Genomic DNA, 20,506 nt, shown 5'->3' with positions numbered 1-20,506 from the left:
AAGGAGACACACACCATGACCCCTCACGCGGCAGCCGACCCGCGCGGTTCCGAAAACGCCCCGGCCACGCTCGGTGACACCCCGAACGATCAGCCTGAACTGATCGCGCAATCCCACGAGCGATCCAAGTCCTACGGCTTGCGCCCGTATGAGTCGCCCGACTTCTGCCCGGTCCTGCACAGCGAGCTGAAAACCGAGATCGAGCGCAGCCAGTCGCTGTTCACGCACGCGCTCCCCGTGATGGAGACGCTCTACAGCCAGATCGTCAACACGCAAAGCATGGTGATCCTGACCGACACGTCGGGCCTGATCCTGCATTCGCTGGGGGACGACGATTTCCTGGCCCAGGCGAGCAAGGTGGCCCTTCAACCGGGCGCGCTGTGGTCGGAAGCGAGCCGGGGCACCAACGCCATCGGCACGGCGCTGGCCGAGGCTAAACCAACGCTGGTCCACGGCTCCGAGCACTACCTGCAGGCCAATCAGTTCCTCACCTGTTCGTGTGCGCCGATCTTCGATCCGTACGGCGCCACCGTGGGTGCGCTCGATGTGACGGGGGACCATCGCGGTTTCCACAAGCACACCATGGCGCTGGTGCGCATGTCGGCGCAGATGATCGAGAATCACTTGTTTGCCAACACGTTCCAGGACGTGGTGTGCATCCACTTCCACTCGCGCCCGGAATTCATCGGCACACTGGTCGAGGGCATTGCGGCCTTCACGCCGGCGGGGCGCTTCCTGTCGGCCAACCGCAGCGGCGAATTCCAGCTCGGCCTGTCGATCCGCGCGCTGCATGCCCATACCTTTTCGTCGCTGTTTGGGCTGTCGATGTCGCAGTTGATCGACCGCGAACGCACCGCAGCGGCAGGTATCGTGCAGTTGCAACTGCCCAGCGGCGTGAAGGTGTTTGCGCGCGTCGAATGGAAGCGGCCGGCCAACCGCATGGTGGGCGGCGCGATTGGCGCTGATCTCTCGACTGACCGCGACGCGGCGCCGCGCCGGGCCTACATCGAGCCGATCCGGCAGCCGGCCAGCCTGGAGGCGCTGGACACCGGCGACGCGCAGATCCAGACCGTCATTGGCAAGCTGCGCAAGGTTATCGGCAAGGATATCCCTGTCATGATCCTGGGCGAAACCGGCACGGGCAAGGAGCTGCTTGCGCGCGCCATCCACGCCGACAGCCCGCGCCACGCCGGCCCCTTCATCGCCGTGAATTGCGCGTCGATTCCGGAAGCGCTCATCGAATCTGAACTCTTCGGCTACGAAGAAGGCGCCTTTACCGGCGCGCGCAAGAAGGGCGGCATCGGCAAGATGGTGCTCGCCAACGGCGGCACGCTCTTCCTGGACGAGATCGGCGACATGCCGCTGCACCTGCAGGCGCGCCTGTTGCGCGCGCTGCAAGAGCGTGCGGTCTCACCGCTGGGCAGCAACAAGCTGATCCAGGTGGATGTGACAGTCGTGTGCGCCACCCACCGCAACATGCGCGAGATGGTGGCCAGCGGGCAGTTCCGCGAAGACCTGTACTACCGGCTCAACGGCCTGGTCGTGCGCCTGCCGGCATTGCGCGAGCGCAGCGACCTCGATGTGGTGGCCGACAAGCTGTTGAAACTCGAGCAAGCCGACGCGCCCCCCATCAGCGAAGCCGTGATGCAGATGTTCCGCAGCTACCACTGGCCCGGCAACATTCGCCAGCTCGGCAATCTGCTGCGCACCGCCCGGCTGATGGCCGAAGGCGCTCCGGAAATCACCGAAGACCATCTGCCCGACGATTTTCTTGAAGACTGGCAGGCGCGTCATGGCGACCAGCCGTCTCCCGACAATGCGGTGGCATCGGCAGCGGCTGTACCGCCTGTCACTCAAAACGTGGGCGGCACGCAGCCCAAGCGGCTTGCCGATGTGGAAAGCATGACGATCATGGCGGCCGTGCAGGCGCACAACGGCAACATTTCCGCCGCTGCGAAAGCGCTCGGCATTTCGCGCAACACAATCTACCGCCGGATCGACGAGGCCGGCGGCTTGCCTTCAGACACCGACTGACCACCCCGACGCACGGATGGCGGCGCCCAGCGCTTTCGCCATCTCACCCACCGCCAGGTGCCCACCCGGCACCCACACCAACTGCGCATGCGGGATCGCTACAGACAACCGCAGCGCATTGCCGGGCCGGCAAACCTTGTCTTCCCGCCCATGCAGCAGCGTCACCGGCAAACCCCTCGCCCCGATGCGCGTGGCCGCCCGCAGCAACGCTGCCTTCCCCAGCCCTGCTCGCCGATGCAGGTAATGCGCCTGCAACTGGTACTTGCGCAAGAGGGCCATGCGCTGCTGCCAGGTTTGGCGACGTGCCAGCGGCCGCAGGCCCAACAGCCGATGTTCCGCACGCTGCCATGCCGTGGCAATGTTCAATTTCTGAACAGTTGTACCAGGCTGCAACATGTCTGTTGCAACGCGAAGGCGACCACGGGCCGCAGGAAAACCCTCACCTCGCCCACCGACGCCTCGCAAGAGATCACGACCGGCGCCGCGCGCGTTGAACAACGACTGCACATCGTCGAAACCGGTCAGGAAGGTGCCGCGCAGCACCAGCGCCGATACGGCATGGGGAAAGCGATCGGCATAGGCCAACGCCAGCGCTGCGCCCCATGACCCACCGACCACGCCCCAGCGCGCAATGCCGAGCGCAATGCGCAGTTGCTCCAGATCGGCCAGCAGCGCCGTCACCGTATTGCGCCGTAGCGTGCCGGCGGGTCGCGAGCGCCCGGCACCGCGCTGGTCCGGCAGCACGGCGCGATGCCGCAGCGGATCGAACCACGCAGCCATCGAAGGCGCGCAGCCGCTGCCCGGGCCGCCATGCAGCACCAGCCACGGTTCTCCGCTGTCAGGGCCGCATTGGCGCACATGCAGGCAGTGGCCGTCCGGCGTGCGCAGGTGAAAGCGGGCGGATGTGGTTGGCCAGTCGGAGGTGGGCATGGATGTTGCCTTGATGACGATGCGGCTGCGTTCGGCAAACGCCTGTGCAGCCGCTGAACAACGCTGTGCATTCACTAACTATGCCAACCCTCAAGGAGGAGACATGAACTGGACGACCCCCGCCTACACCGAACTGCGACTCGGGTTCGAGATCACCATGTACATCGCCAACCGCTGACACTGCGCGGCTGAGCACGCAAGGCTCCACGAGCCCGCCGGTTCTTCACGGCGGGCTTTTTTCCGCCTGGAGGCGCGCGTGCCTTCCCGCCATCCCCTGGCCGACTTCTTGCTCAATCCGCCCCGACACGTTGGATTTGCATCATGACCATACTCAGGGTTCTCGGCTCGGCCGCCGGCGGCGGTTTCCCACAGTGGAACTGCAACTGTCGCAACTGCGACGGTGTGCGGCGCGGCACCGTGCGCGCCACGCCGCGCACGCAGTCGTCCATCGCACTCGGCGACGGCCAACACAGCTGGCTCGTGGTGAACGCCTCGCCGGACATCCTCGCGCAACTGCGCAGTTCGCCAGCGCTGCAACCGGCACGCACGCCGCGTGATACGGGCATCGTGGGCGTCGTGCTGATGGATGCGCAGATCGACCATGTGACGGGCCTCTTGATGCTGCGTGAACATCGGCAAGCGCTGCCCGTCTATGCCAGCGCAGCGGTCATCAGCGATCTGTCCACCGCCTTCCCGCTCACCCGCATGCTGTCGCACTACTGCGGTCTCGACACGCGCGCGCTCGCGCTGGACGGCACGGCGTTCTCGGTGCCCCCGCTCGACGACGTGGCGTTGACGGCGATCCCGCTGGAGAGCAAGGCGCCGCCCTACTCGCCCAGCCGCAACGCGCGCCGCGTGGGCGACAACATCGGCCTGCGCATCGTCGATCGCAAGAGCGGCCGGCGTGCATTCTACGCGCCGGGTCTCGCCCGTGTCGAACCCCATGTGCTCGACGAAATGGGCGCGGCCGACGTGGTGCTGGTGGACGGCACCTGCTGGCGCAACGACGAGATGCTCGCCCTCGGTTTTTCCACCAAGACGGCAGCAGACATGGGCCACCTCGCGCAATCCGGCCCCGGCGGCATGATCGACGTGCTCGACCAGCTGCCGGCCACGCGCAAGGTGCTGATCCACATCAACAACACCAACCCGATCCTCGATGAAGACTCGCCGCAGCGCCGGGAGTTGGAAGCACACGGCATCGAGGTGGCTTACGACGGCATGGAAATCTCGCTATGACACATCCTGTTGCCTGGACGGCCGAAGAGTTCGAAGCACGGCTGCGCGCGAAGCAGGCGGGCTATCACATTCATCATCCGTTCAACCTGCGCATGCGCGCTGGCGAATGCACGCCGGAGGAAATCCGCACGTGGGTTGCGAACCGTTTCTACTACCAGGTCAACATCCCGCTCAAGGATGCGGCCATCCTGTCCAACTGCCCCGACCGGGCAACGCGCCGCGAGTGGATCGTCCGCATCCACGACCACGACGGCGACGATGCGCAGCCGGGCGGCATCGAGAGCTGGGTGCGCTTAGGCGTTGCCGTGGGCCTGACGCGCGACGCGCTGTGGTCTCACCGGCATCTGCTGCCGGGCGTGCGCTTTGCGGTGGATGCGTATGTGAACTTTGCGCGCCGCGCGCCGTGGCAGGAAGCAGTGTGCTCCTCGCTCACGGAGATGTTCGCGCCGGACATTCACAAGGAACGGCTGGCCGGCTGGCCCGAGCACTATCCGTGGGTGCAGCCGGAGGGGCTGGCGTACTTCCGCTCGCGCATTCCGCTGGCCTCGCGCGACGTCGAGCACGGCCTGCGCGTGACACTCGACTACTTCCGCACGCCGGAGCAGCAACTGCGTGCGCTGGACATCCTGCAGTTCAAGCTCGACATCCTCTGGTCGATGCTCGATGCCATCCAACAGGCCCACGCACATGAGCCCTCCCTTGTCTGATCCGGCCCACCCCACGCTGCACCGGACCTTCCGGCTGCAATGGGAAGACATGCAGCAAAGCTGGGTGCTGCTGTACCCCGAAGGCATGGTCACGCTCAATGACAGCGCCGCCGCGATCCTGCAGCGCTGCGACGGTGCCCATACCCTCGACATGCTGATCGACGACCTGCAATCCGCCTTTGGCGTGCAGGGCATCGCTCCGGAGGTCCACGCCTTTGTCAAACATGCATTCGAACGCGGCTGGCTCGTTTGAGGCCGATTCGCTGCTCGCGCCGGCAGCTACGCCGATACCCGGTCCGCCGCTCTGGCTGCTGGCCGAGCTGACCTATCGCTGCCCGCTGCATTGCGCCTTCTGCTCCAACCCGGTCGACTACACGCGGCACGATCAGGAACTCTCCACCGAACAGTGGTGCGATGTGTTCACCCAGGCGCGGGCGCTGGGCGCGGTGCAGCTCGGCCTGTCGGGCGGCGAGCCGCTGTTGCGCAAGGATCTTGAAACCCTGGTCGCGCATGCGCATGGGCTCGGGTTCTACGTGAACCTCGTGACATCTGGGGTGGGCCTGACCGATGCGCGGCTTGGCGCATTGCGCGCTGCGGGGCTCGACCATATCCAGCTGTCGTTCCAGGACTCCACGCGGGAGCTGAACGACTTTCTGTCGAGCACGCGCACATTTGACCTGAAGCGCCAGGTGGCGGATCTGATCAAGGCCCACGGTTATCCGATGGTGATGAACTGCGTGATGCACCGGCATAACCTGCCGCACGTGGGCGCCATCATCGACATGGCGCTGGAGATCGGCGCCGAATACCTGGAACTTGCCAACACGCAGTACTACGGCTGGGCATGGGAAAACCGCCTGGCGCTGATGCCCACCCTGGAGCAACTGCGTGACGCCGAAGCCGTCGTGAACGACTACCGGACCCGCATCGGCAGCCGATGCCAATTGCTTTACGTCGTGCCGGACTACTTTGAGCAGCGCCCAAAGAAGTGCATGAACGGCTGGGGCACGACATTCCTCGGCATCGCGCCGGATGGCGTTGCGTTGCCCTGCCACTCTGCGCGCATGCTGCCGGGGCTGGAGCTGCCCAACGTGCTCAATCAGCCGCTGCGCGATATCTGGCGAAGCAGCGACGCCTTTCAGCGCTTTCGCGGCACGCATTGGATGCCGCAGCCGTGCCAATCATGCGAGTCGCGCGAAGAAGATGCGGGCGGCTGCCGCTGTCAGGCCTATCTGTTGACGGGCGATGCGACGCGCACGGACCCGGTGTGCGGAAAATCGGCGGATCACGGTGCGCTTCAGAAGGTGGTGCTGCAAGGCCGGATGGCTGCGATGAACGGGTTCGGACAGATGCGTGACACCCGCACCGGCGAGGTCCCCATCGTGTTCCGGACCGATGCCAATTCGCGCCGGCTCACGCAACCATAGAACGCAATCCTGGAGAAGAGAAAGGGCCGGACAATGCCGGCCCTCTTCCTTTTCCCCGGCGAGCAACGTAGAAGCCTAGGAGCCTGAACTCAACACCCAGGCCACCAATTGCTTCGCTTCGTCTTCCTTGAGGTTGGGGTGCGCGGGCATCGGGATGCGGCCCCACACACCCTTGCCGCCTTCGCGCACTTTCTGCGCCAGTCTCGCGGGCGCGTCGGCATCGCCCTTGTACTTGGCGGCCACGTCGGCAAAGGCGGGGCCGACGATCTTGGTATGCATGCTGTGGCACGAGAAACAGCCGCTCTTGTCGGCCAGGGCCTGCATGTCCGGCGCGGCGTGGGCGGGCGCCGCCCCGATTGCTGCAGACACTACGGCCAGCAGCGAGAACACTCCATTGCGCATGATCACGATCTGAAACTCCTTGAAGCTGTGCGAGAGGCTGCGCGCCGCAAAGGGCGCACAGCGCTCAACCACGCACGTCAGTTCTTGTGCAGCTTGAACACCCAGACCGAACCGCCCTGCTCCAGGAAGTTCACGCGCTTGGCCACTTCACCGCCCCACAGCGGCACTGCACCACCCCAGCCCGACACCACGGCCACGAACTGCTCGCCGTTGTCTTCCCAGGTGACGGGCGGCGCGACGATGCCGCTGCCAGTCTGGAATTGCCACAGCTCCTTGCCGGTCTTGGCATCGGCCGCCTTCAGATAGCCCTCGGGCGTGCCCCAGAACACCAGGCCACCGGCAGTTGTCATCACACCGCCCCACAGCGGCGCGTTGTTCTTGATCTGCCATTCCATCTTGCCCGTCTTCGGATTGATCGCGCGCAGTGCGCCGATGTAATCCTCATTGAGCGGCTTGATGGTAAAGCCAGCTCCCAGGTAGGCGGCGCCCTTCTTGTAGCTCACGGGTTCGTTCCAGATGTCCATGCCCCACTCGTTGGCGGGCACGTAGAACAGCCCGGTTTGCGGGCTGTATGCCATCGGCATCTGGTTCTTGCCGCCCAGGAAGCCGGGCTCGGCAAACACCGACTTGCCCTTCTTCTCTTCACCCGCGGCCTGGGCCGGATCGCCCGGACGGTGGTCGGGTGCGTAGTTCGGGCGGCCGGTCTTGAGGTCGATGCTGGTGGCCCAGTTGACCTTCACGAACGGGAACGCGTTGAGCAGCTTGCCGGTTTTCGCATCGTTCACGTAGAAGAAGCCGTTGCGGTCAGCCTTGCCGCCGACGCGCTTGCCGTCCATGTCGAACGTCACGAACTCGTTCACGCCGTCGAAATCCCAGCCGTCGTTCGGGGTGTTCTGGTAGTGCCAGACGATCTTGCCGGTGTCCGGGTCGATGGCCAGCGTGGAAGACGAATACAGGTTGTCGCCCTTGCGCAGATGGCTGTTCCACGGTCCCGGGTTGCCGGTGCCGAAGTAGACCAGGTTGGTCTGCGGGTCGTAGGTGCCGCCCAGCCACGTCGATGCGCCACCGGTCTTCCACGTCTCGCCGGGCCAGCTCGCGTTGAGCGTGCCCGTCATGCCGTTCTCGGTCTTGTTGCCATCCTTGTCGTACTTGTAGCCCATGTGGCCTTCGACCGTCGGACGCGACCAGATCAACTGGCCGGTCTTGGCATCGCGCGCTTCCACACGGCCGACCACGCCAAACTCGCCACCCGACACGCCCGTCAGCACCATGCCCTTCACGATCAGCGGTGCGGCGGTCGTTGAATAGCCGGCGGCGTAGTCCTCGATCTTGTCTTTCCAGACGATCTTGCCGGTGTCCTGATTGAGCGCGATCAGCTGCGCATCCAGCGTGGAGAAGATGACCAGGTTGTCGTACAGCGCGGCGCCGCGGTTGACGACGTCGCAGCAGGGCATGATGCCCTCCGGCAGACGCTGCTCGTACTTCCACAGCTTCTTGCCGGTCTTCAGGTCGATCGCATAGATGCGCGAGTACGACGCCGTGACGAACATCTTGCCGTTGTAGATCAGCGGCTGGGATTCCTGACCGCGCTGCTTCTCACCGCCAAACGAGAACGACCATGCCGGTACAAGCTGGCTGACATTCTTCGTGTTGATCTTGGTGAGCGTCGAGAAGCGCTGCCCTTGCGTACCCATGCCCCAGGTCAGCACGTCGTTCGACGATTTCGCATCGTTCTCGATCATGGCATCGGTAACGGGGGGCGTTGCCGCGTGCACGGCAACACTTGCAGCCACCATGGCAGCCGCAAGTGCAATCACTCGTAGTGTCCTCATTCTTGTCTCCTCTACCTCTCTTTATGGTCCAGGTCCGGCAGTGTGATGTCACACCGGTCGGACTCAGGGCAAATCCCGTGCCATCGAAAAACGCCGTGAAATCGCGGTTTCACGCGACTTGCAGTGCGGTGTTGCGTGCCATACCGCAACACATCGTTTGTTCTGTTGCGAAATGGAGCAGCGCAATGAACGCAGCCCGAGCAAAGACAGCGGCTTACAGCGCGCGCGTGCGCTGGCCCGGCAACATGCGCTGCACGCACCTCCGCGCATCGACCCACTGGTGCTTGATCACCCCGGCAACGTGGAGCACCACCAGGCAGAGCAGCAGATCGGCCGTCGTGCTGTGCACCGTGTAGAACATGTGCTGCAGTGCGCTGTCGACCCAACCCCAGCGCGGCAGCGGCACGCCCCAGAAGCGCGTTCCGTATGGATTGAACGAAGACCCGAGATAGCCCGACACAGGCATCACGACCATGCACATGTAGAGCAGGCGATGCGTAGTGCGCGCCAGCTCCGTCTCCCAGCAGTACAGCCCCGGAATGGACGGTGGCGCAGCACGGCTGACGCGCACCACCACGCGCCACGCGATGACCAGCGCCGCCGTCAGCCCGAGCGATTTATGCAGATTTACCAAGACCGCCTTCCCCGGTGCGCCCTTGGCCAGACCGGTCATGTAGAAGCCCAGCGCGAACAAGCCGCATAGCAACGAGGCGCTCACCCAATGCAACGCGATCTGCAGGGCCGCGTAGGCCGGCGCGGATGCGTGGGCGGGTCGATCAGCGCGGCGCATCGAGGCTGCCCACCGAGGTTGGATACGTCACCACACCCCAGGGCAACTTGTAGCCTTGGAGCGTATCGACGACCTCGCGCTTCTGCGGGTCGATCACCTGCACAGTGTTCGAGCGGCCGCAGGCAAGCAGCAGCTTCCGATCACCCGGCGTGAAGCTGAAATGCCAGCAACGCTTGCCGACCGGAATGGCGGCCACTTGCGCAAAGGTGCGGGCATCGAACACCTGCAACTGATCAGCGCGGCTGGCAGCCACCCAGAGGTACTGGCCCTCGCGGTCAAACGCGATCCCGTATGGCCCCTGCCCAGTGGGCACGGTCTGGATCGGCTTGAAACCGGCATCCAGCAGCAACAGGTTGTTCGAGTTTTCCAGCGTCACCACATAGGTCTTTCCATCCGGCGCGATCTTGATGCCGCGCGGCCGATTGCCGTATGGCGCGACATCCACCCGCCGGATCTGCTTGAGCGTCGACAGCTCATAAACGCCGACCGTGTTGTCACCTTCGTTGGCCACCAGCAGCAACTTTCCGTCCGGTGAAAACTCGATGGCTTCGGTCTCGCGGGCGGCCTTGATGCGGCCGACCACGGCCCACTGGCTGAGGTCGATGATCGCGACTTCGGCGGGGGCTTCATCGTTCTCATCCTTCTCGTCTTTCACGGCCCGGTCGTTCTTGCCCGGCGGCCCGCCTTCCGACGAAGGCTCGTAGGTGACGAACGCCCGGCGGCCGTCGGGCGAGATGCGCATGAACTCGACATTCCTGCCGACTGCGATGCGCTTGATCTCCTTGCGTGTGCCTGTGTCAATCACCGACACATCGGCGCTGCCCTGGTTGGCCGTCAGCAACCAGCGGCCGTCGGGCGTGACAGCGAGGCCGCGCGGATCCTTGCCCACGGCAATCTCGTCAAGCCATTTGAGCGTGCGTGCATTGAGCACGGTCACACCGCCGCCCTGATTCGTGACGTAGGCGACGGGATCCGACACCTCGGCAACCGCCTGGAGGGTCGATACCCAACCCACGCAAAGCAACGTGGCGATCCGGAAGTAGTAGGTCAGTGCTTTCATGATGGTCTCTTATGGGCGGCTCAGTCCGCATCGGCACCGGCGGCCTTGCCTCCAAACGAATACGTCAGGCCAATCCAGATCGCGCGCGGCGGTGCCGGCGTCATGAACTGCTGCTTCGCCAACGTGTAGATGCTCCGCATGCCCGACAGGCCGTACGTGGAATAGCGCTTGTTGAACAGGTTGCTGACGTAGGCGGAAATCTCGAGGTTTCGCGTCGGCTTGTAGTGCAGGTTCAGATTGACGAGGCCGTAGCCGGCCACCTCGCCGTTCGGGTCGGCATTGCTTTCGTTGCCGTGTGCGATCTGCTTGCTGACCAGGATCACGTTCCCGCCCATCGACAGGTTCGGGCTGAAGGCGTACGATGCGCCGAGCTTGAGCGTCTTCGCGGGGATGCCCGGGATCTTGTTGCCGCTGACCACGTGCTGCCCGCTCGCCGTGGTGAATGCCGACTTGTAGATCGCATCGACATAACCAAAGTTGGCCGACAACGACCACTTGTCGATCTTCGTGCTGGCGCCCAGTTCCATGCCGCGCCGTTCGGTCTTGCTGACATTGGCGAAGTAGCCGTACGTGTTTGACGTGGCGATGAACTGGATGTCATTGCTCAGGCGCGAGTCGTAGACAGCCGCGCTCCAGTAGGTGGACTTGCCCAGCTTTCCGCGGCCGCCGAATTCGATGGTTTTGGCTACCACGGCTTTCAGGTCCGGATCGCCGTTGAACCCCGTGGGGAGCGAGCACGGGCTGTTCGGATCGGCGCAAGACAATTCAATCGATGTCGGAGCGCGCATCGATTCGCTGTAGCTGCCGAAGATGCCCTGCCCCGCGCCCAGGTCGTAGTTGAACCCGAGCGCCGGGTTGAAACGGCGATAGCGATGCGAGCCGGCCAGGCTGTTGGTTTCCGGTCCGGCCACCGCCCCCGGCGGGACACCGTTCGGAGCGGTTGCCGCGCCCGATCCCGCATTCGAGTACCGATAGGCATTCGCGTAGCCGGGGTTGTAGTACGACACGCCCGATACTTGGTCCGTCCAGGAGTAACCGCCGTCTTCGTTCAGGTATTTATTGTTGGCGCCGCCCTGGTTGAGCGTTGTGTAGTTGAAGCTTCCAGAGGCAGTCACGCTCAGCTTCTCCGTCACGCTCAACGTATCGGTGAAGTACAGGCTGAAGTTGTTGACGTTGGACGACAGGTTGACCGCGCCAATGACGTTGCTGCCCGTGAACAACGCGGGGTTCGATGTCGACGGTGCCGATCCATTGGCGGTGAATCCGTATGTCTGGTTCGGGCTCACCACTGTCTGATAGTTGATCAACCGTGCCAGGTAGGTCGTCTGGTCATACGTGATGCGCGAATGATCGAACGCACCACCGAAGGTGAACGTATTGTCGTGTCCCGCAAGTTGGCTGAAGTTCGACCACTGCAGGGACGTGCCCACCGTGTCCTCATGCGTGGCGGAATCGACGACGCTGGTATTGATGGCGTTGGTCCAGCGGCCGTAGCCGAGCGCAAGCGCATTCGCGCCGGTCACTGCATTGACTGCCGTGCCGTTGGGCGCCTTGTTCGCGCATTTGTACGTGGTGGTGCCACCTGCAGCGGTCGTTGCCAGCGAGCCGTCGTCGTTGAAGCAGCCGTCATCCAGCTGTGCGTTGCTGTTGACGTTGTGAAGGCTGGCCTTGCGGTAGTAGACGCTGCCGGCCAGTTGGTTGGTGTCGTTCAACCAATGGCTGCCCTTCAGGTTCAGCAGCGCCATCCGGTTTGAGATGGTGTCGGGCCACGTATAGGCGGCGCTGCGGTTCGCCATCATGTCCATCGGCAACGACTGCGTGCCGCTCAGCGACGTATCTGCAAGTGCGGCCGACAGCTCGAGCTGGGTAGCGCCGTCGTTGCCGTGCCACCGCGCTTTTCCATACAGTTGCTTGACGTTCGAACCCGAGTGTTCGCGAAAGCCGTCCTGCCGGTCGAAGTTGCCGGCGACGAAGTAATCGGTGCCGTGAGCCTTGTCGACGATACCGGTCTCAAAGCTCAGCGCACGGCGGCCAAACGACCCGCCCAGCGCCTCAATCGACGTGCCGGCGTTGTCCTTCCCGTTCTTGGTGTTGACGACCAGCGCGCCGCCCAGTGTGTTGAGGCCGAACATCGGGTTGGAGCCCGGCAGGATGTTGACGCTGGACATCGCGTTCATAGGAATCAGATCCCAGTTCACGATGGAGCCGAAGGGCTCGTTCATCCGCACGCCATCAAAGTAGACCGACACGCCAATCGGCACGCCCAGCAGCGACGACACTTGAAACCCGCGATAGTTGATGTCGTTCTGGTACGGATTGCCCGACCCGTTGCTGATGCTGACCTGCCCGAGGTTGTCGTTCAGCAGGTCCGCTAGGTTCGAATTGCGTTGCTCGCGCGCATCCTTCGCGCTCACACGCTGCGCATTGGCAGGAAACTGCGACAGCGGCACGCCAATGCTGTCGATCGGGGTCGAGCCGACGACCTGCGCGGTCGGCAATGCCACCGCCACGATCTGGTCTTCGGCAAACGCGGGCGAGTAAAGCGCCGAGGCAGTGAGCGCAGCCACGCCGCCTGCAAGGCACGGTGCGGCGTTGCGCACACGGCTGGCGCTCTTCTCCGAACGGCTGATAGGCGAATGCACGAAGTGTCTCCCCGATGTTCTCGCTCGCGGGTCTCGGGTATACGTATCCCAGAGAACAGGCGTGGCGGTGGCTAATCCCGGCAGGGAATCAGCGGCAATGGGGGTGACACCTGCGCGCGTTGCGGCAGGGCAAATGGTTGGCACACGGCCATGTCTCCTCTTCTTGTTTGCCTGCGGGGTCGTTGCCTCGCAGGTCAGCGGCTGGCGCACAGGCGCGATGCCCCGGCGCCAGCCGTCCTGCTACACCATCAGAAGAAGCCCAGCGGCTTGGTGTCGTAGCTCACCAGCAGGTTCTTGGTCTGCTGATAGTGGTCGAGCATCATCTTGTGGGTCTCGCGGCCCACACCCGATTTCTTGTAGCCGCCAAACGCCGCGTGCGCCGGATACAGGTGGTAGCAGTTCGTCCACACGCGCCCTGCTTTGATGGCACGGCCCACGCGGTACGCGCGGTTGATGTCGCGCGTCCAAAGACCGGCGCCCAGGCCAAAGTCGGTGTCATTAGCGATCTGCAGGGCTTGCGCTTCGTCCTTGAACGTCGTCACGGCAATCACCGGGCCGAAGATCTCTTCCTGGAACACACGCATGCTGTTGTCACCCTTGAGCAGCGTCGGCTTGATGTAGTAACCCTTCGACAGATTGCCGGGCAGCACTTCCACATCGCCGCCGACCAGGCACTCGGCGCCTTCCTCCTGTGCGATCTCCAGGTAGCTGCGGATCTTGTAGAACTGCTGCTCCGAAGCCTGCGCGCCGACCATCGTGTCGGTGTCGAGCGGGTCACCGCGCTTGATGGCGGCCACCTTGGTCAACACCGCATCCATGAAACGGCTGTAGATGGATTCCTGCACCAGCGCGCGCGACGGGCACGTGCACACCTCGCCCTGGTTGAAGAAGCCCAGCACCAGGCCTTCGGCGGCCTTTTCGATGAAGCTCGGCTCGGCCTGCATGATGTCTTCGAAGTAGATGTTGGGCGACTTGCCGCCCAGCTCCACCGTTGACGGAATGATGTTTTCGGCCGCGCACTTCATGATGTGCGAGCCGACCGGCGTCGAGCCCGTAAAGGCGATCTTGGCGATGCGCTTGCTGGTGGCCAGTGCCTCGCCGGCTTCCTTGCCGTAGCCGTGCACGACATTGAGCACGCCCGCCGGCAGCAGATCGCCAATCAGCTCCATCAGCACGCAGATGCCCAGCGGCGTCTGCTCGGCCGGCTTGAGGACCACGCAGTTGCCGGCAGCCAGTGCGGGCGCCAGCTTCCATGCAGCCATCAGCAGCGGGAAATTCCACGGGATGATCTGGCCGACCACGCCCAGCGGCTCGTGGATGTGATACGCCACGGTGTGTTCGTTGATCTCGGCAGCGGAGCCTTCCTGCGCGCGGATGCAGCCGGCGAAGTAGCGGAAGTGGTCCACGGCCAGCGGGATGTCGGCATTCAGCGTTTCGCGCACGGGCTTGCCGTTGTCCCACGTTTCGGTCACGGCCAGCAGTTCGAGGTTCTGCTCGATGCGGTCGGCAATCTTCAGCAGGATCAGCGAGCGGTCCTGCACCGAGGTGCGGCCCCAGGCATCAGCGGCGGCGTGCGCGGCGTCGAGCGCGCGGTCGATGTCTTCAGCGGTCGAGCGCGGGAACTCGCCGATCACCTCGCCCGTCACCGGGGTCGTGTTGGTGAAGTACTGGCCCTTGACCGGCGACACGAATTCGCCACCGATGAAATTGCCATAGCGCGGCTTAAACGAAACGATGGCGCCGGGAGTGCCGGGATGAGCGTAACGCATGGGTTGTCTCCTGATGTTTGAGTGATGACCGCAGCGTCGTTGTCTGCGCTGTGTCCGGTCGTCATCTGCAAAACCCGGGCCATCCCCTGCGGTGGATGTTCGATCCACTCCCATCGCTTGTTCACGCCGATCGGCCGGCCTGACTGTTCCAGAATGGAACAACAGGTGTTGCAAAGCTCAACGCCCCATCACCTGAACACCCGATGGACGCTTGTGCGGACATACCGCTTGCATGGCATGACTTTCGCAACGTGGACCTTTCATCTGAACCTGCCAAGGCACACGATGAGAACGGCTTCACTCCATGCTGCCGCTGCTGCGCTGGCCGTTGCGTACCTGTCCGGGCCGGCCCGCGCCGATACGAACGTCGACCCAGCGGGCTCGCCGCTCTGGCCGACGATTCAGCAGGAGGTGTTTGGCGCGGCGCGGACGACGTTCGACAGCCGCATCAAGATCACCGGACCGGCGTTTGCGGAAGACGCGATGCAGGTGCCGATTGCGTTCGACGCATCGGCGCTCGGCAAGGTGGAGCGCATCGTCGTCGCGGTCGACCGCAACCCGATTCGCAAGGTGCTCGAATTCGCGCCGATGCACGTCCGCCCGGCGCTGTCGTTCCGGTTCAAGCTGCAGGAGGCCTCTGCGGTGCGCGTGGCCGCACGTACGCCGGACGGTGTCTGGCATGTCGGCACCTTGCAGGTGGATGCCACCGGCGGTGGCTGCACGCTGCCGGGCGCCACACGCCAGAACGCCACCTGGAGCACCACGCTGAACCAGGTCGAGTCGCGCGTGTTTCCGGGCTTCAACGGCGCAGGCAGCCGCATCCGTCTGCGCGTGATGCATCCGATGGACACCGGCCTGGTGGCGGGCATCCCGTCTTTCCATATCGAGCAGCTCAACCTGCTCGATGCCCGGCGTCAGCCCATGCTTGAACTGGCGCTGTACGAGCCGGTGGCCGAGAACCCGATCTTCTCGTTCGATCTGGATGGCCCTGTTGGACGCGGCATCAGCGTGGCCGGCGTCGACAACAACGGCAACCGCATCCGCGCGCAGGTGACACGATGAGCCGACGCCACCAACAGTTGGGCCTTCTGCTGTGTCTTGCGATGTTGACAGCCATCGCGCGCGCGCAGAACCCCGATTACCACCTCGTACCGCACGCGGTTGCGCCCGGCATCTGGGTGCTCGAAGGCGCCAACGCGGATTTCTCTGCGCGCAACGGCTGCAACATCATCAACACCGGCTTCATTGATACCGGCGATGGGGTGCTCGTCATCAACACGGGGCCGTCGATGCTGTACGGCGAGCAGCAACGCCAGGCCATCCGCACGGTCACCTCGGCGCCGGTGCGCTGGGTGTTCAACCTGAACTTGCACCCGGACTATTTTTTCGGCAACCAGGCCTATGCGGATGTCGGTGCCCAGGCGCTGCCCGGCACCATCGCCGGTGCGCAACGCGAGGGCGCGGCCTACGCCGACAATCTTTACCGCATCTGCGGCGCGTGGATGCAGAACACGGTATCGACACCGCCCGGCACGCCATTGACCCCTGGCACACGCACCATGGGGCACCATCGCATCGACCTGATCCGCCTCGACGGACATACCGATGACGATCTTGTGTTGGTGGACCGGACCAGCGGTGTGGTCTTCGCAGGCGGCATTGCCTTTCGAGACCGGATTCCCACCACGCCGCACGCCAACATTGCGCATTGGCTGGCCAGTCTCGATCGGTTGCAGAAGATCGTTGCCGACAGCGGCGCGCGCGTGTTGATCCCCAGCCACGGGCCCGCGCTGGGCAAGGCGGACGCCATCGCGCAGACACGTCAGTACCTGCAGTGGCTCGATGCGCGTATGCGCCGCTCAGCGGCAGAAGGACGCGACCTGGCAGAGGTGATTGCGATGCCGGTAGACGCGCCCTACGCGCTGTGGGGTGGAATGCCCGCGGAGTACGTGCGCAACGTGACCCGCTTCTATCCACGTTACGAGAACGCCGCGCTGGCGCCCTGACATGGCGCCAGACCCCGCGCGGCGACACTGGATGCGCATCATGCTCACGACACTGATCAGTCCGGCCCCGACGGTGTCTGCGGCCCCCGCGCGCGTCACGCTGTTGCGCCTGCAGGACGGCCTGTACGCGGCGCGCGCCGTGAATGCAGAAGCCTCGCGCGCGAATGCCGGAGAAGTCGTGCCCACGCTGGTGCACACGACGGGCAACGGCGTGCTCGTGGTGGACCCTGGCCCGCACGCGCGATGGGGACACCACCTGATCGCGGCCATCCGGCACATCACGGCCGAACCCATCCGCTGGGTGGTCAACACGCATGCGCATCCCGAGCATGTGCTGGCCAACGCCGCATTCGCACAACTGCAGCCGCGCCCTGCCTTCCTGGCCTCCGCCGCCACCGCCGACCTCATGCGCCAGCGTTGCGAAACCTGTCTGGCGCGCCTGACCGCCATGCTGGGTGCGCGCGTCATGCATGAAACGGAGATCGTCTATCCGGAACCGGCACTGCGCGATGGCGATTGGCTGCACACCGGCAAGACTGCGTGGCAAGTCCACGTCTGCACGGCCGCGCATAGCGCATCCGACACGGTGCTGTACGCGCCGCAGCGCGGGGTGCTGTGCACAGGCGGCCTGGCATATCTGCAGCGCATTCCGGACCTGCAGGACGGCTCGCTGGCTGGATGGCGCCAAGCATTGCATGCGCTTGTGCAACTGCCCGCCAACATCGTCGTCGGCACCGCCATCGGCACGCCTGCGCAGATGCTGCGGCCGACGCTCGCCTATCTCGACATGCTCGACAGCACGGTCACGCGCGCCATTGAAGGCGGCGGCGACGCAGCCCGCGCGCTCGCGTATGTCCCGGGCGACGCCTATCGCGACTGGCGCAACTTTCATCCCCGCCATGCGCTGAACGTCGGACGTGCGTGGCGCGAACTCGAAGATCGCTGGATGCAAAGCGCGCCGAGCGCCTGATCGCAGCTGCTCCATGGCTGAACAGACGGCAGACATGTGTTGCATCAACTGTCCCGCCACGCTACATCCCACGCACAGCCGCCGGTATCCGCAAACGTTAATCAACGCGCTGCAACTCCGTGCAATGCGCCGCAAACGTCGTGGTACGCATATTGCAAAGTCCCGCCGACGTTGAGCCCGCCCCCGCGGGTTTAGCGCCAACACCCCATGCGTCCGAGCCGATTCACACGACGCATCAGACAACGACAATACGGAGACAACATGCAGAACACACGCCTTCGACCCTGCGTCCTGACCGCCATTGCAGCCGCTCTCGGCTGCGCAGCGAGTGGCGCCATCGCACAATCGTCGGTCACCCTCTACGGCACGGTCGATGCCGGCCTCCAGTATCAAAACCGCAGTGCGGCCGGCGGCAGCATCACCGAAGTGCATTCGGGCGGCATCAGCCCGAGCATCTGGGGCCTCAAGGGGTCGGAAGACCTGGGCAGTGGGTTGAAGGCCAACTTCAACCTCGAAGGGCATTTCAGCAGCGACACCGGCACGCTCACCACCGGCCCCGGCTTCAGCTCCGAGCTGTTCCGCCGGCAAGCGAACGTTGGCCTCAGCGGCAACTGGGGAGCGATCACGCTTGGGCGCCAGTACAGTCCGGCGCTCATCGGTACGATCGGCACGGAAGTGCGCGGCTTCAAGGAGCAGTTCTCGAACCTGTACGGCTGGGCCTACAACCAGCTCCCCGCACCGGGCAACGCAATGGGCGCGGGCACCAACCCCGGCAACGACGTGGGCGTGTTCATCGGCAATGCACTGCAGTACTCCAACAACTTCGGCCCCGTGTGGCTGGGCGTTGCGTATTCATTTGGAGAGACTGCCGGCAGCTTCAGGCGCGGCAATGAACTCTCGCTGGGTGCCACCTACACGGGCCCGGCCACAGTTGGCCTCGGCTATCAGTCGACGGCAGACAGCGGCACGGGCGAGACCCTCAGCCGCCTGTGGAGCGCAGGTGTGGCCGTACCGTTCGGCGCCTTTACGGGCCGCGTGAACTACATCGGCGTTACCAATAACGCGCCGACCGGCCAACGTGTGTCAGACGTCAAATCGATCGGTGCCGGGCTCGACTACAAGTGGAGCCCCGCCAATACCGCCACGCTGGCGGGCTACTACAGCAAGTACGAAAGCAGCACCCACGACAGCTCTACCAAGTCGGTCGTGCTGAGCAACGACTACGCCTTCTCCAAACGCACCACGCTTTACGCGCAACTTGTGTACGTCAATGCGGGCGCAGTGGGCACGGTGGACCCGCTGGAAAATCTCAAGACTTCCATCGTTGCGGGCGGCACAGCGCCGGGCGCGAAGACAGTGCTGGCGGGTGTGGGGCTGAAGCATTCGTTCTGAGCCGTACCTGAGCAGAAAAAACCCTTGGCCAACACCAAGGGTTTTTTTTCGCCCCTCGGATGCGAAGACGACGCACGAATCCTGACGCAGCGCATGGTCTGGGCAGGCGATCCGCGCTACGCTCACGTATCCTCAACATCACGATTCCTGCCCGCCCAGGCCACCCGGCGGGTACTCATTGGAGGTGCCTTGATCCGCGTCCTGCCTGCCTTTTTACTGGGCACATTTAGCTCAATCCTGCTTGCCTTGAACACGCTGTTCTGGAGCGTGCCGCTGTTCACGCTGTCAGCGTTCAAGCTGCTGGTGCCGGCAGTGGCCGTCCGCCGACGGATCGACCCGATGCTCAACTGGGTCGCAACGCGCTGGATCAGTTGCAACAATGCCTGGATCGGCGTGCTGCAACGTGAGCCGTGGAGCGTGGAAGGCGCCGACAACCTGCGCTACGCGGGTTGGTACCTCGTCAATTGCAACCATCGGTCTTGGGTGGACATCTTCGTGTTGCAGCGGGTGTTGAACCGGCGCATCCCACTGCTCAAATTCTTCCTCAAGCAACAGCTGATCTACGTGCCGGTCATCGGCCTGGCCTGGTGGGCGCTGGATTTTCCGTTCATGCGGCGGCACTCCAAGGCGGCGCTGCGCAAGCACCCCGAGCTGCGCAATCAAGATCGCGAAACCACGCGTCGCGCCTGTGCCAAGTTCGCGCACGTGCCGACCAGCGTCATGAACTTTGCCGAAGGCACGCGGTACACCCCGGCAAAGCACCGGACGCAGTCGTCCCCCTATCGTCATCTGCTCAAGCCGAAGGCCGGCGCCCTGGCCCTGACGCTCAACGCCATGGGTGGCCGGTTCCAGTCGCTGCTCGATATCAGCATTGCCTATCCGGACGGCACACCGAGCTTCTGGCAACTGGCCTCCGGCCAGGCCGGCCGGGTGATGGTGCATATCCGCGAACTGCCGATCCCGCCGGATTTCTGCACGCACGACTACAGCACCGACTCAGCCTTCCGCAGCGATTTCCACCGCTGGCTCACCGAACTCTGGGAGGAGAAAGACCAGCAGATCGAAAACATGCTGGCGCAGGCAGCCAACCGGGTGGCGTAGCCTTCGCGTCGATGCTTTTTTTTTAGGTGATCTAAGCGCCAAACAAAAAGCCCCTTGGCCGTAAAGCCAAGGGGCTTTTGCTACTGCTGGCGGGCTGGCGGAGCGGTGAGTCTGGGGCGGGCCTGTCTCAGCTCGTTCCCTGCCAATCGATTCAGGGTGGATCTGCCTCAGCGCCAAGCGGAGGCGCGTGTTCGAGCAGTGCACA

Annotated in this window: 18 protein-coding genes; 11 read left to right on the top strand and 7 right to left on the bottom strand. The window is 64.1% G+C overall.

Annotated features, from left to right (window positions below):
* Positions 1–15: 15 nt before the first annotated feature.
* Positions 16–2,034: a sigma-54-dependent Fis family transcriptional regulator gene (locus CFE42_RS15955; RefSeq protein WP_004631186.1), complete on the top strand. Its 2,019-nt coding sequence runs from the start codon at positions 16–18 to the stop codon at positions 2,032–2,034.
* On the opposite strand, the gene CFE42_RS15950 is transcribed toward CFE42_RS15955, so the two are convergent.
* Positions 2,020–2,964 carry an alpha/beta fold hydrolase gene (locus CFE42_RS15950; protein WP_004631188.1) on the bottom strand — a complete coding sequence of 315 codons (945 nt, stop codon included), beginning with the start codon at positions 2,962–2,964 and terminating at the stop codon, positions 2,020–2,022. The genes CFE42_RS15955 and CFE42_RS15950 overlap by 15 nt on opposite strands.
* 103 nt (positions 2,965–3,067) lie before the next feature.
* Between CFE42_RS15950 and pqqA the strand changes: the two genes are divergently transcribed.
* The 5 genes from pqqA to pqqE all read left to right on the top strand — a co-directional run bounded on the left by pqqA (position 3,068) and on the right by pqqE (position 6,337).
* Entirely contained in the window at positions 3,068–3,142 is a 75-nt protein-coding gene (gene pqqA, locus CFE42_RS15945) for a pyrroloquinoline quinone precursor peptide PqqA (protein ID WP_009277446.1), read from the top strand.
* A gap of 143 nt (positions 3,143–3,285) precedes the next feature.
* Complete coding sequence (pqqB, locus tag CFE42_RS15940) at positions 3,286–4,203, top strand: pyrroloquinoline quinone biosynthesis protein PqqB (protein WP_004631190.1); 918 nt, start codon at positions 3,286–3,288, stop codon at positions 4,201–4,203.
* A complete protein-coding gene (gene pqqC, locus CFE42_RS15935; protein ID WP_004631191.1) occupies positions 4,200–4,910 on the top strand; it encodes a pyrroloquinoline-quinone synthase PqqC in 711 nt (236 codons plus the stop codon). Before pqqB ends, pqqC begins: the two co-directional genes overlap by 4 nt.
* A complete protein-coding gene (gene pqqD / locus CFE42_RS15930) occupies positions 4,891–5,163 on the top strand; it encodes a pyrroloquinoline quinone biosynthesis peptide chaperone PqqD (RefSeq protein WP_004631193.1) in 273 nt (90 codons plus the stop codon). Before pqqC ends, pqqD begins: the two co-directional genes overlap by 20 nt.
* Complete coding sequence (pqqE, locus tag CFE42_RS15925; protein WP_004631196.1) at positions 5,135–6,337, top strand: pyrroloquinoline quinone biosynthesis protein PqqE; 1,203 nt, start codon at positions 5,135–5,137, stop codon at positions 6,335–6,337. Before pqqD ends, pqqE begins: the two co-directional genes overlap by 29 nt.
* Before the next feature lie 75 nt (positions 6,338–6,412).
* On the opposite strand, the gene CFE42_RS15920 is transcribed toward pqqE, so the two are convergent.
* The 6 genes from CFE42_RS15920 to CFE42_RS15895 all read right to left on the bottom strand — a co-directional run bounded on the left by CFE42_RS15920 (position 6,413) and on the right by CFE42_RS15895 (position 14,832).
* Positions 6,413–6,745: a c-type cytochrome gene (locus CFE42_RS15920; protein WP_004631198.1), complete on the bottom strand. Its 333-nt coding sequence runs from the start codon at positions 6,743–6,745 to the stop codon at positions 6,413–6,415.
* 71 nt (positions 6,746–6,816) lie between these two features.
* On the bottom strand, positions 6,817–8,571 hold the full coding sequence (locus tag CFE42_RS15915; protein WP_004631200.1) for a PQQ-dependent methanol/ethanol family dehydrogenase: 1,755 nt from the start codon (positions 8,569–8,571) through the stop codon (positions 6,817–6,819).
* A gap of 214 nt (positions 8,572–8,785) precedes the next feature.
* Complete coding sequence (locus tag CFE42_RS15910; RefSeq protein ID WP_004631202.1) at positions 8,786–9,361, bottom strand: cytochrome b/b6 domain-containing protein; 576 nt, start codon at positions 9,359–9,361, stop codon at positions 8,786–8,788.
* Positions 9,348–10,421, bottom strand: a complete 1,074-nt coding sequence (locus tag CFE42_RS15905; protein ID WP_004631203.1) for a beta-propeller fold lactonase family protein — start codon at positions 10,419–10,421, stop codon at positions 9,348–9,350. The genes CFE42_RS15910 and CFE42_RS15905 overlap by 14 nt, the downstream gene beginning before the upstream one ends.
* A gap of 20 nt (positions 10,422–10,441) precedes the next feature.
* On the bottom strand, positions 10,442–13,063 hold the full coding sequence (locus tag CFE42_RS15900) for a TonB-dependent receptor (RefSeq protein WP_004631205.1): 2,622 nt from the start codon (positions 13,061–13,063) through the stop codon (positions 10,442–10,444).
* Positions 13,064–13,311: 248 nt separating this feature from the next.
* Complete coding sequence (locus CFE42_RS15895; protein WP_004631207.1) at positions 13,312–14,832, bottom strand: aldehyde dehydrogenase family protein; 1,521 nt, start codon at positions 14,830–14,832, stop codon at positions 13,312–13,314.
* 285 nt (positions 14,833–15,117) lie between these two features.
* On the opposite strand from CFE42_RS15895, the gene CFE42_RS15890 reads away from it, so the two are divergent.
* From CFE42_RS15890 to CFE42_RS15870, 5 genes are all read left to right on the top strand, one after another.
* Positions 15,118–15,894 (top strand): quinoprotein dehydrogenase-associated SoxYZ-like carrier, encoded by a 777-nt coding sequence (locus tag CFE42_RS15890; RefSeq protein ID WP_004631208.1) that lies wholly within the window; start codon positions 15,118–15,120, stop codon positions 15,892–15,894.
* Complete coding sequence (locus CFE42_RS15885) at positions 15,891–16,838, top strand: quinoprotein relay system zinc metallohydrolase 1 (protein ID WP_004631210.1); 948 nt, start codon at positions 15,891–15,893, stop codon at positions 16,836–16,838. Before CFE42_RS15890 ends, CFE42_RS15885 begins: the two co-directional genes overlap by 4 nt.
* 40 nt (positions 16,839–16,878) lie before the next feature.
* Positions 16,879–17,808: an MBL fold metallo-hydrolase gene (locus tag CFE42_RS15880; RefSeq protein ID WP_004631212.1), complete on the top strand. Its 930-nt coding sequence runs from the start codon at positions 16,879–16,881 to the stop codon at positions 17,806–17,808.
* Between the two features lie 261 nt (positions 17,809–18,069).
* Entirely contained in the window at positions 18,070–19,200 is a 1,131-nt protein-coding gene (locus tag CFE42_RS15875; RefSeq protein WP_004631214.1) for a porin, read from the top strand.
* A gap of 189 nt (positions 19,201–19,389) precedes the next feature.
* Positions 19,390–20,301 carry an acyltransferase gene (locus CFE42_RS15870; RefSeq protein ID WP_004631216.1) on the top strand — a complete coding sequence of 304 codons (912 nt, stop codon included), beginning with the start codon at positions 19,390–19,392 and terminating at the stop codon, positions 20,299–20,301.
* Positions 20,302–20,506 lie beyond the last annotated feature (205 nt).

This window comes from Ralstonia sp. PBBBR1, from assembly GCF_002256165.1.
GTDB classification, from domain to species: Bacteria; Pseudomonadota; Gammaproteobacteria; order Burkholderiales; family Burkholderiaceae; genus Ralstonia; species Ralstonia thomasii.
Note: the sequence above shows the minus strand (reverse complement) of the source record. Positions and strands in the feature narration are given on the sequence as shown.

Coding starts and splice junctions, on each gene's coding strand:
- CFE42_RS15955 (WP_004631186.1), top strand. CDS start 16: ATGACCCCTCACGCGGCAGCCGACCCGCGCGGTTCCGAAAACGCCCCG.
- CFE42_RS15950 (WP_004631188.1), bottom strand. CDS start 2,964: ATGCCCACCTCCGACTGGCCAACCACATCCGCCCGCTTTCACCTGCGC.
- pqqB (WP_004631190.1), top strand. CDS start 3,286: ATGACCATACTCAGGGTTCTCGGCTCGGCCGCCGGCGGCGGTTTCCCA.
- pqqC (WP_004631191.1), top strand. CDS start 4,200: ATGACACATCCTGTTGCCTGGACGGCCGAAGAGTTCGAAGCACGGCTG.
- pqqD (WP_004631193.1), top strand. CDS start 4,891: ATGAGCCCTCCCTTGTCTGATCCGGCCCACCCCACGCTGCACCGGACC.
- pqqE (WP_004631196.1), top strand. CDS start 5,135: ATGCATTCGAACGCGGCTGGCTCGTTTGAGGCCGATTCGCTGCTCGCG.
- CFE42_RS15915 (WP_004631200.1), bottom strand. CDS start 8,571: ATGAGGACACTACGAGTGATTGCACTTGCGGCTGCCATGGTGGCTGCA.
- CFE42_RS15910 (WP_004631202.1), bottom strand. CDS start 9,361: ATGCGCCGCGCTGATCGACCCGCCCACGCATCCGCGCCGGCCTACGCG.
- CFE42_RS15905 (WP_004631203.1), bottom strand. CDS start 10,421: ATGAAAGCACTGACCTACTACTTCCGGATCGCCACGTTGCTTTGCGTG.
- CFE42_RS15895 (WP_004631207.1), bottom strand. CDS start 14,832: ATGCGTTACGCTCATCCCGGCACTCCCGGCGCCATCGTTTCGTTTAAG.
- CFE42_RS15890 (WP_004631208.1), top strand. CDS start 15,118: ATGAGAACGGCTTCACTCCATGCTGCCGCTGCTGCGCTGGCCGTTGCG.
- CFE42_RS15885 (WP_004631210.1), top strand. CDS start 15,891: ATGAGCCGACGCCACCAACAGTTGGGCCTTCTGCTGTGTCTTGCGATG.
- CFE42_RS15880 (WP_004631212.1), top strand. CDS start 16,879: ATGCTCACGACACTGATCAGTCCGGCCCCGACGGTGTCTGCGGCCCCC.
- CFE42_RS15875 (WP_004631214.1), top strand. CDS start 18,070: ATGCAGAACACACGCCTTCGACCCTGCGTCCTGACCGCCATTGCAGCC.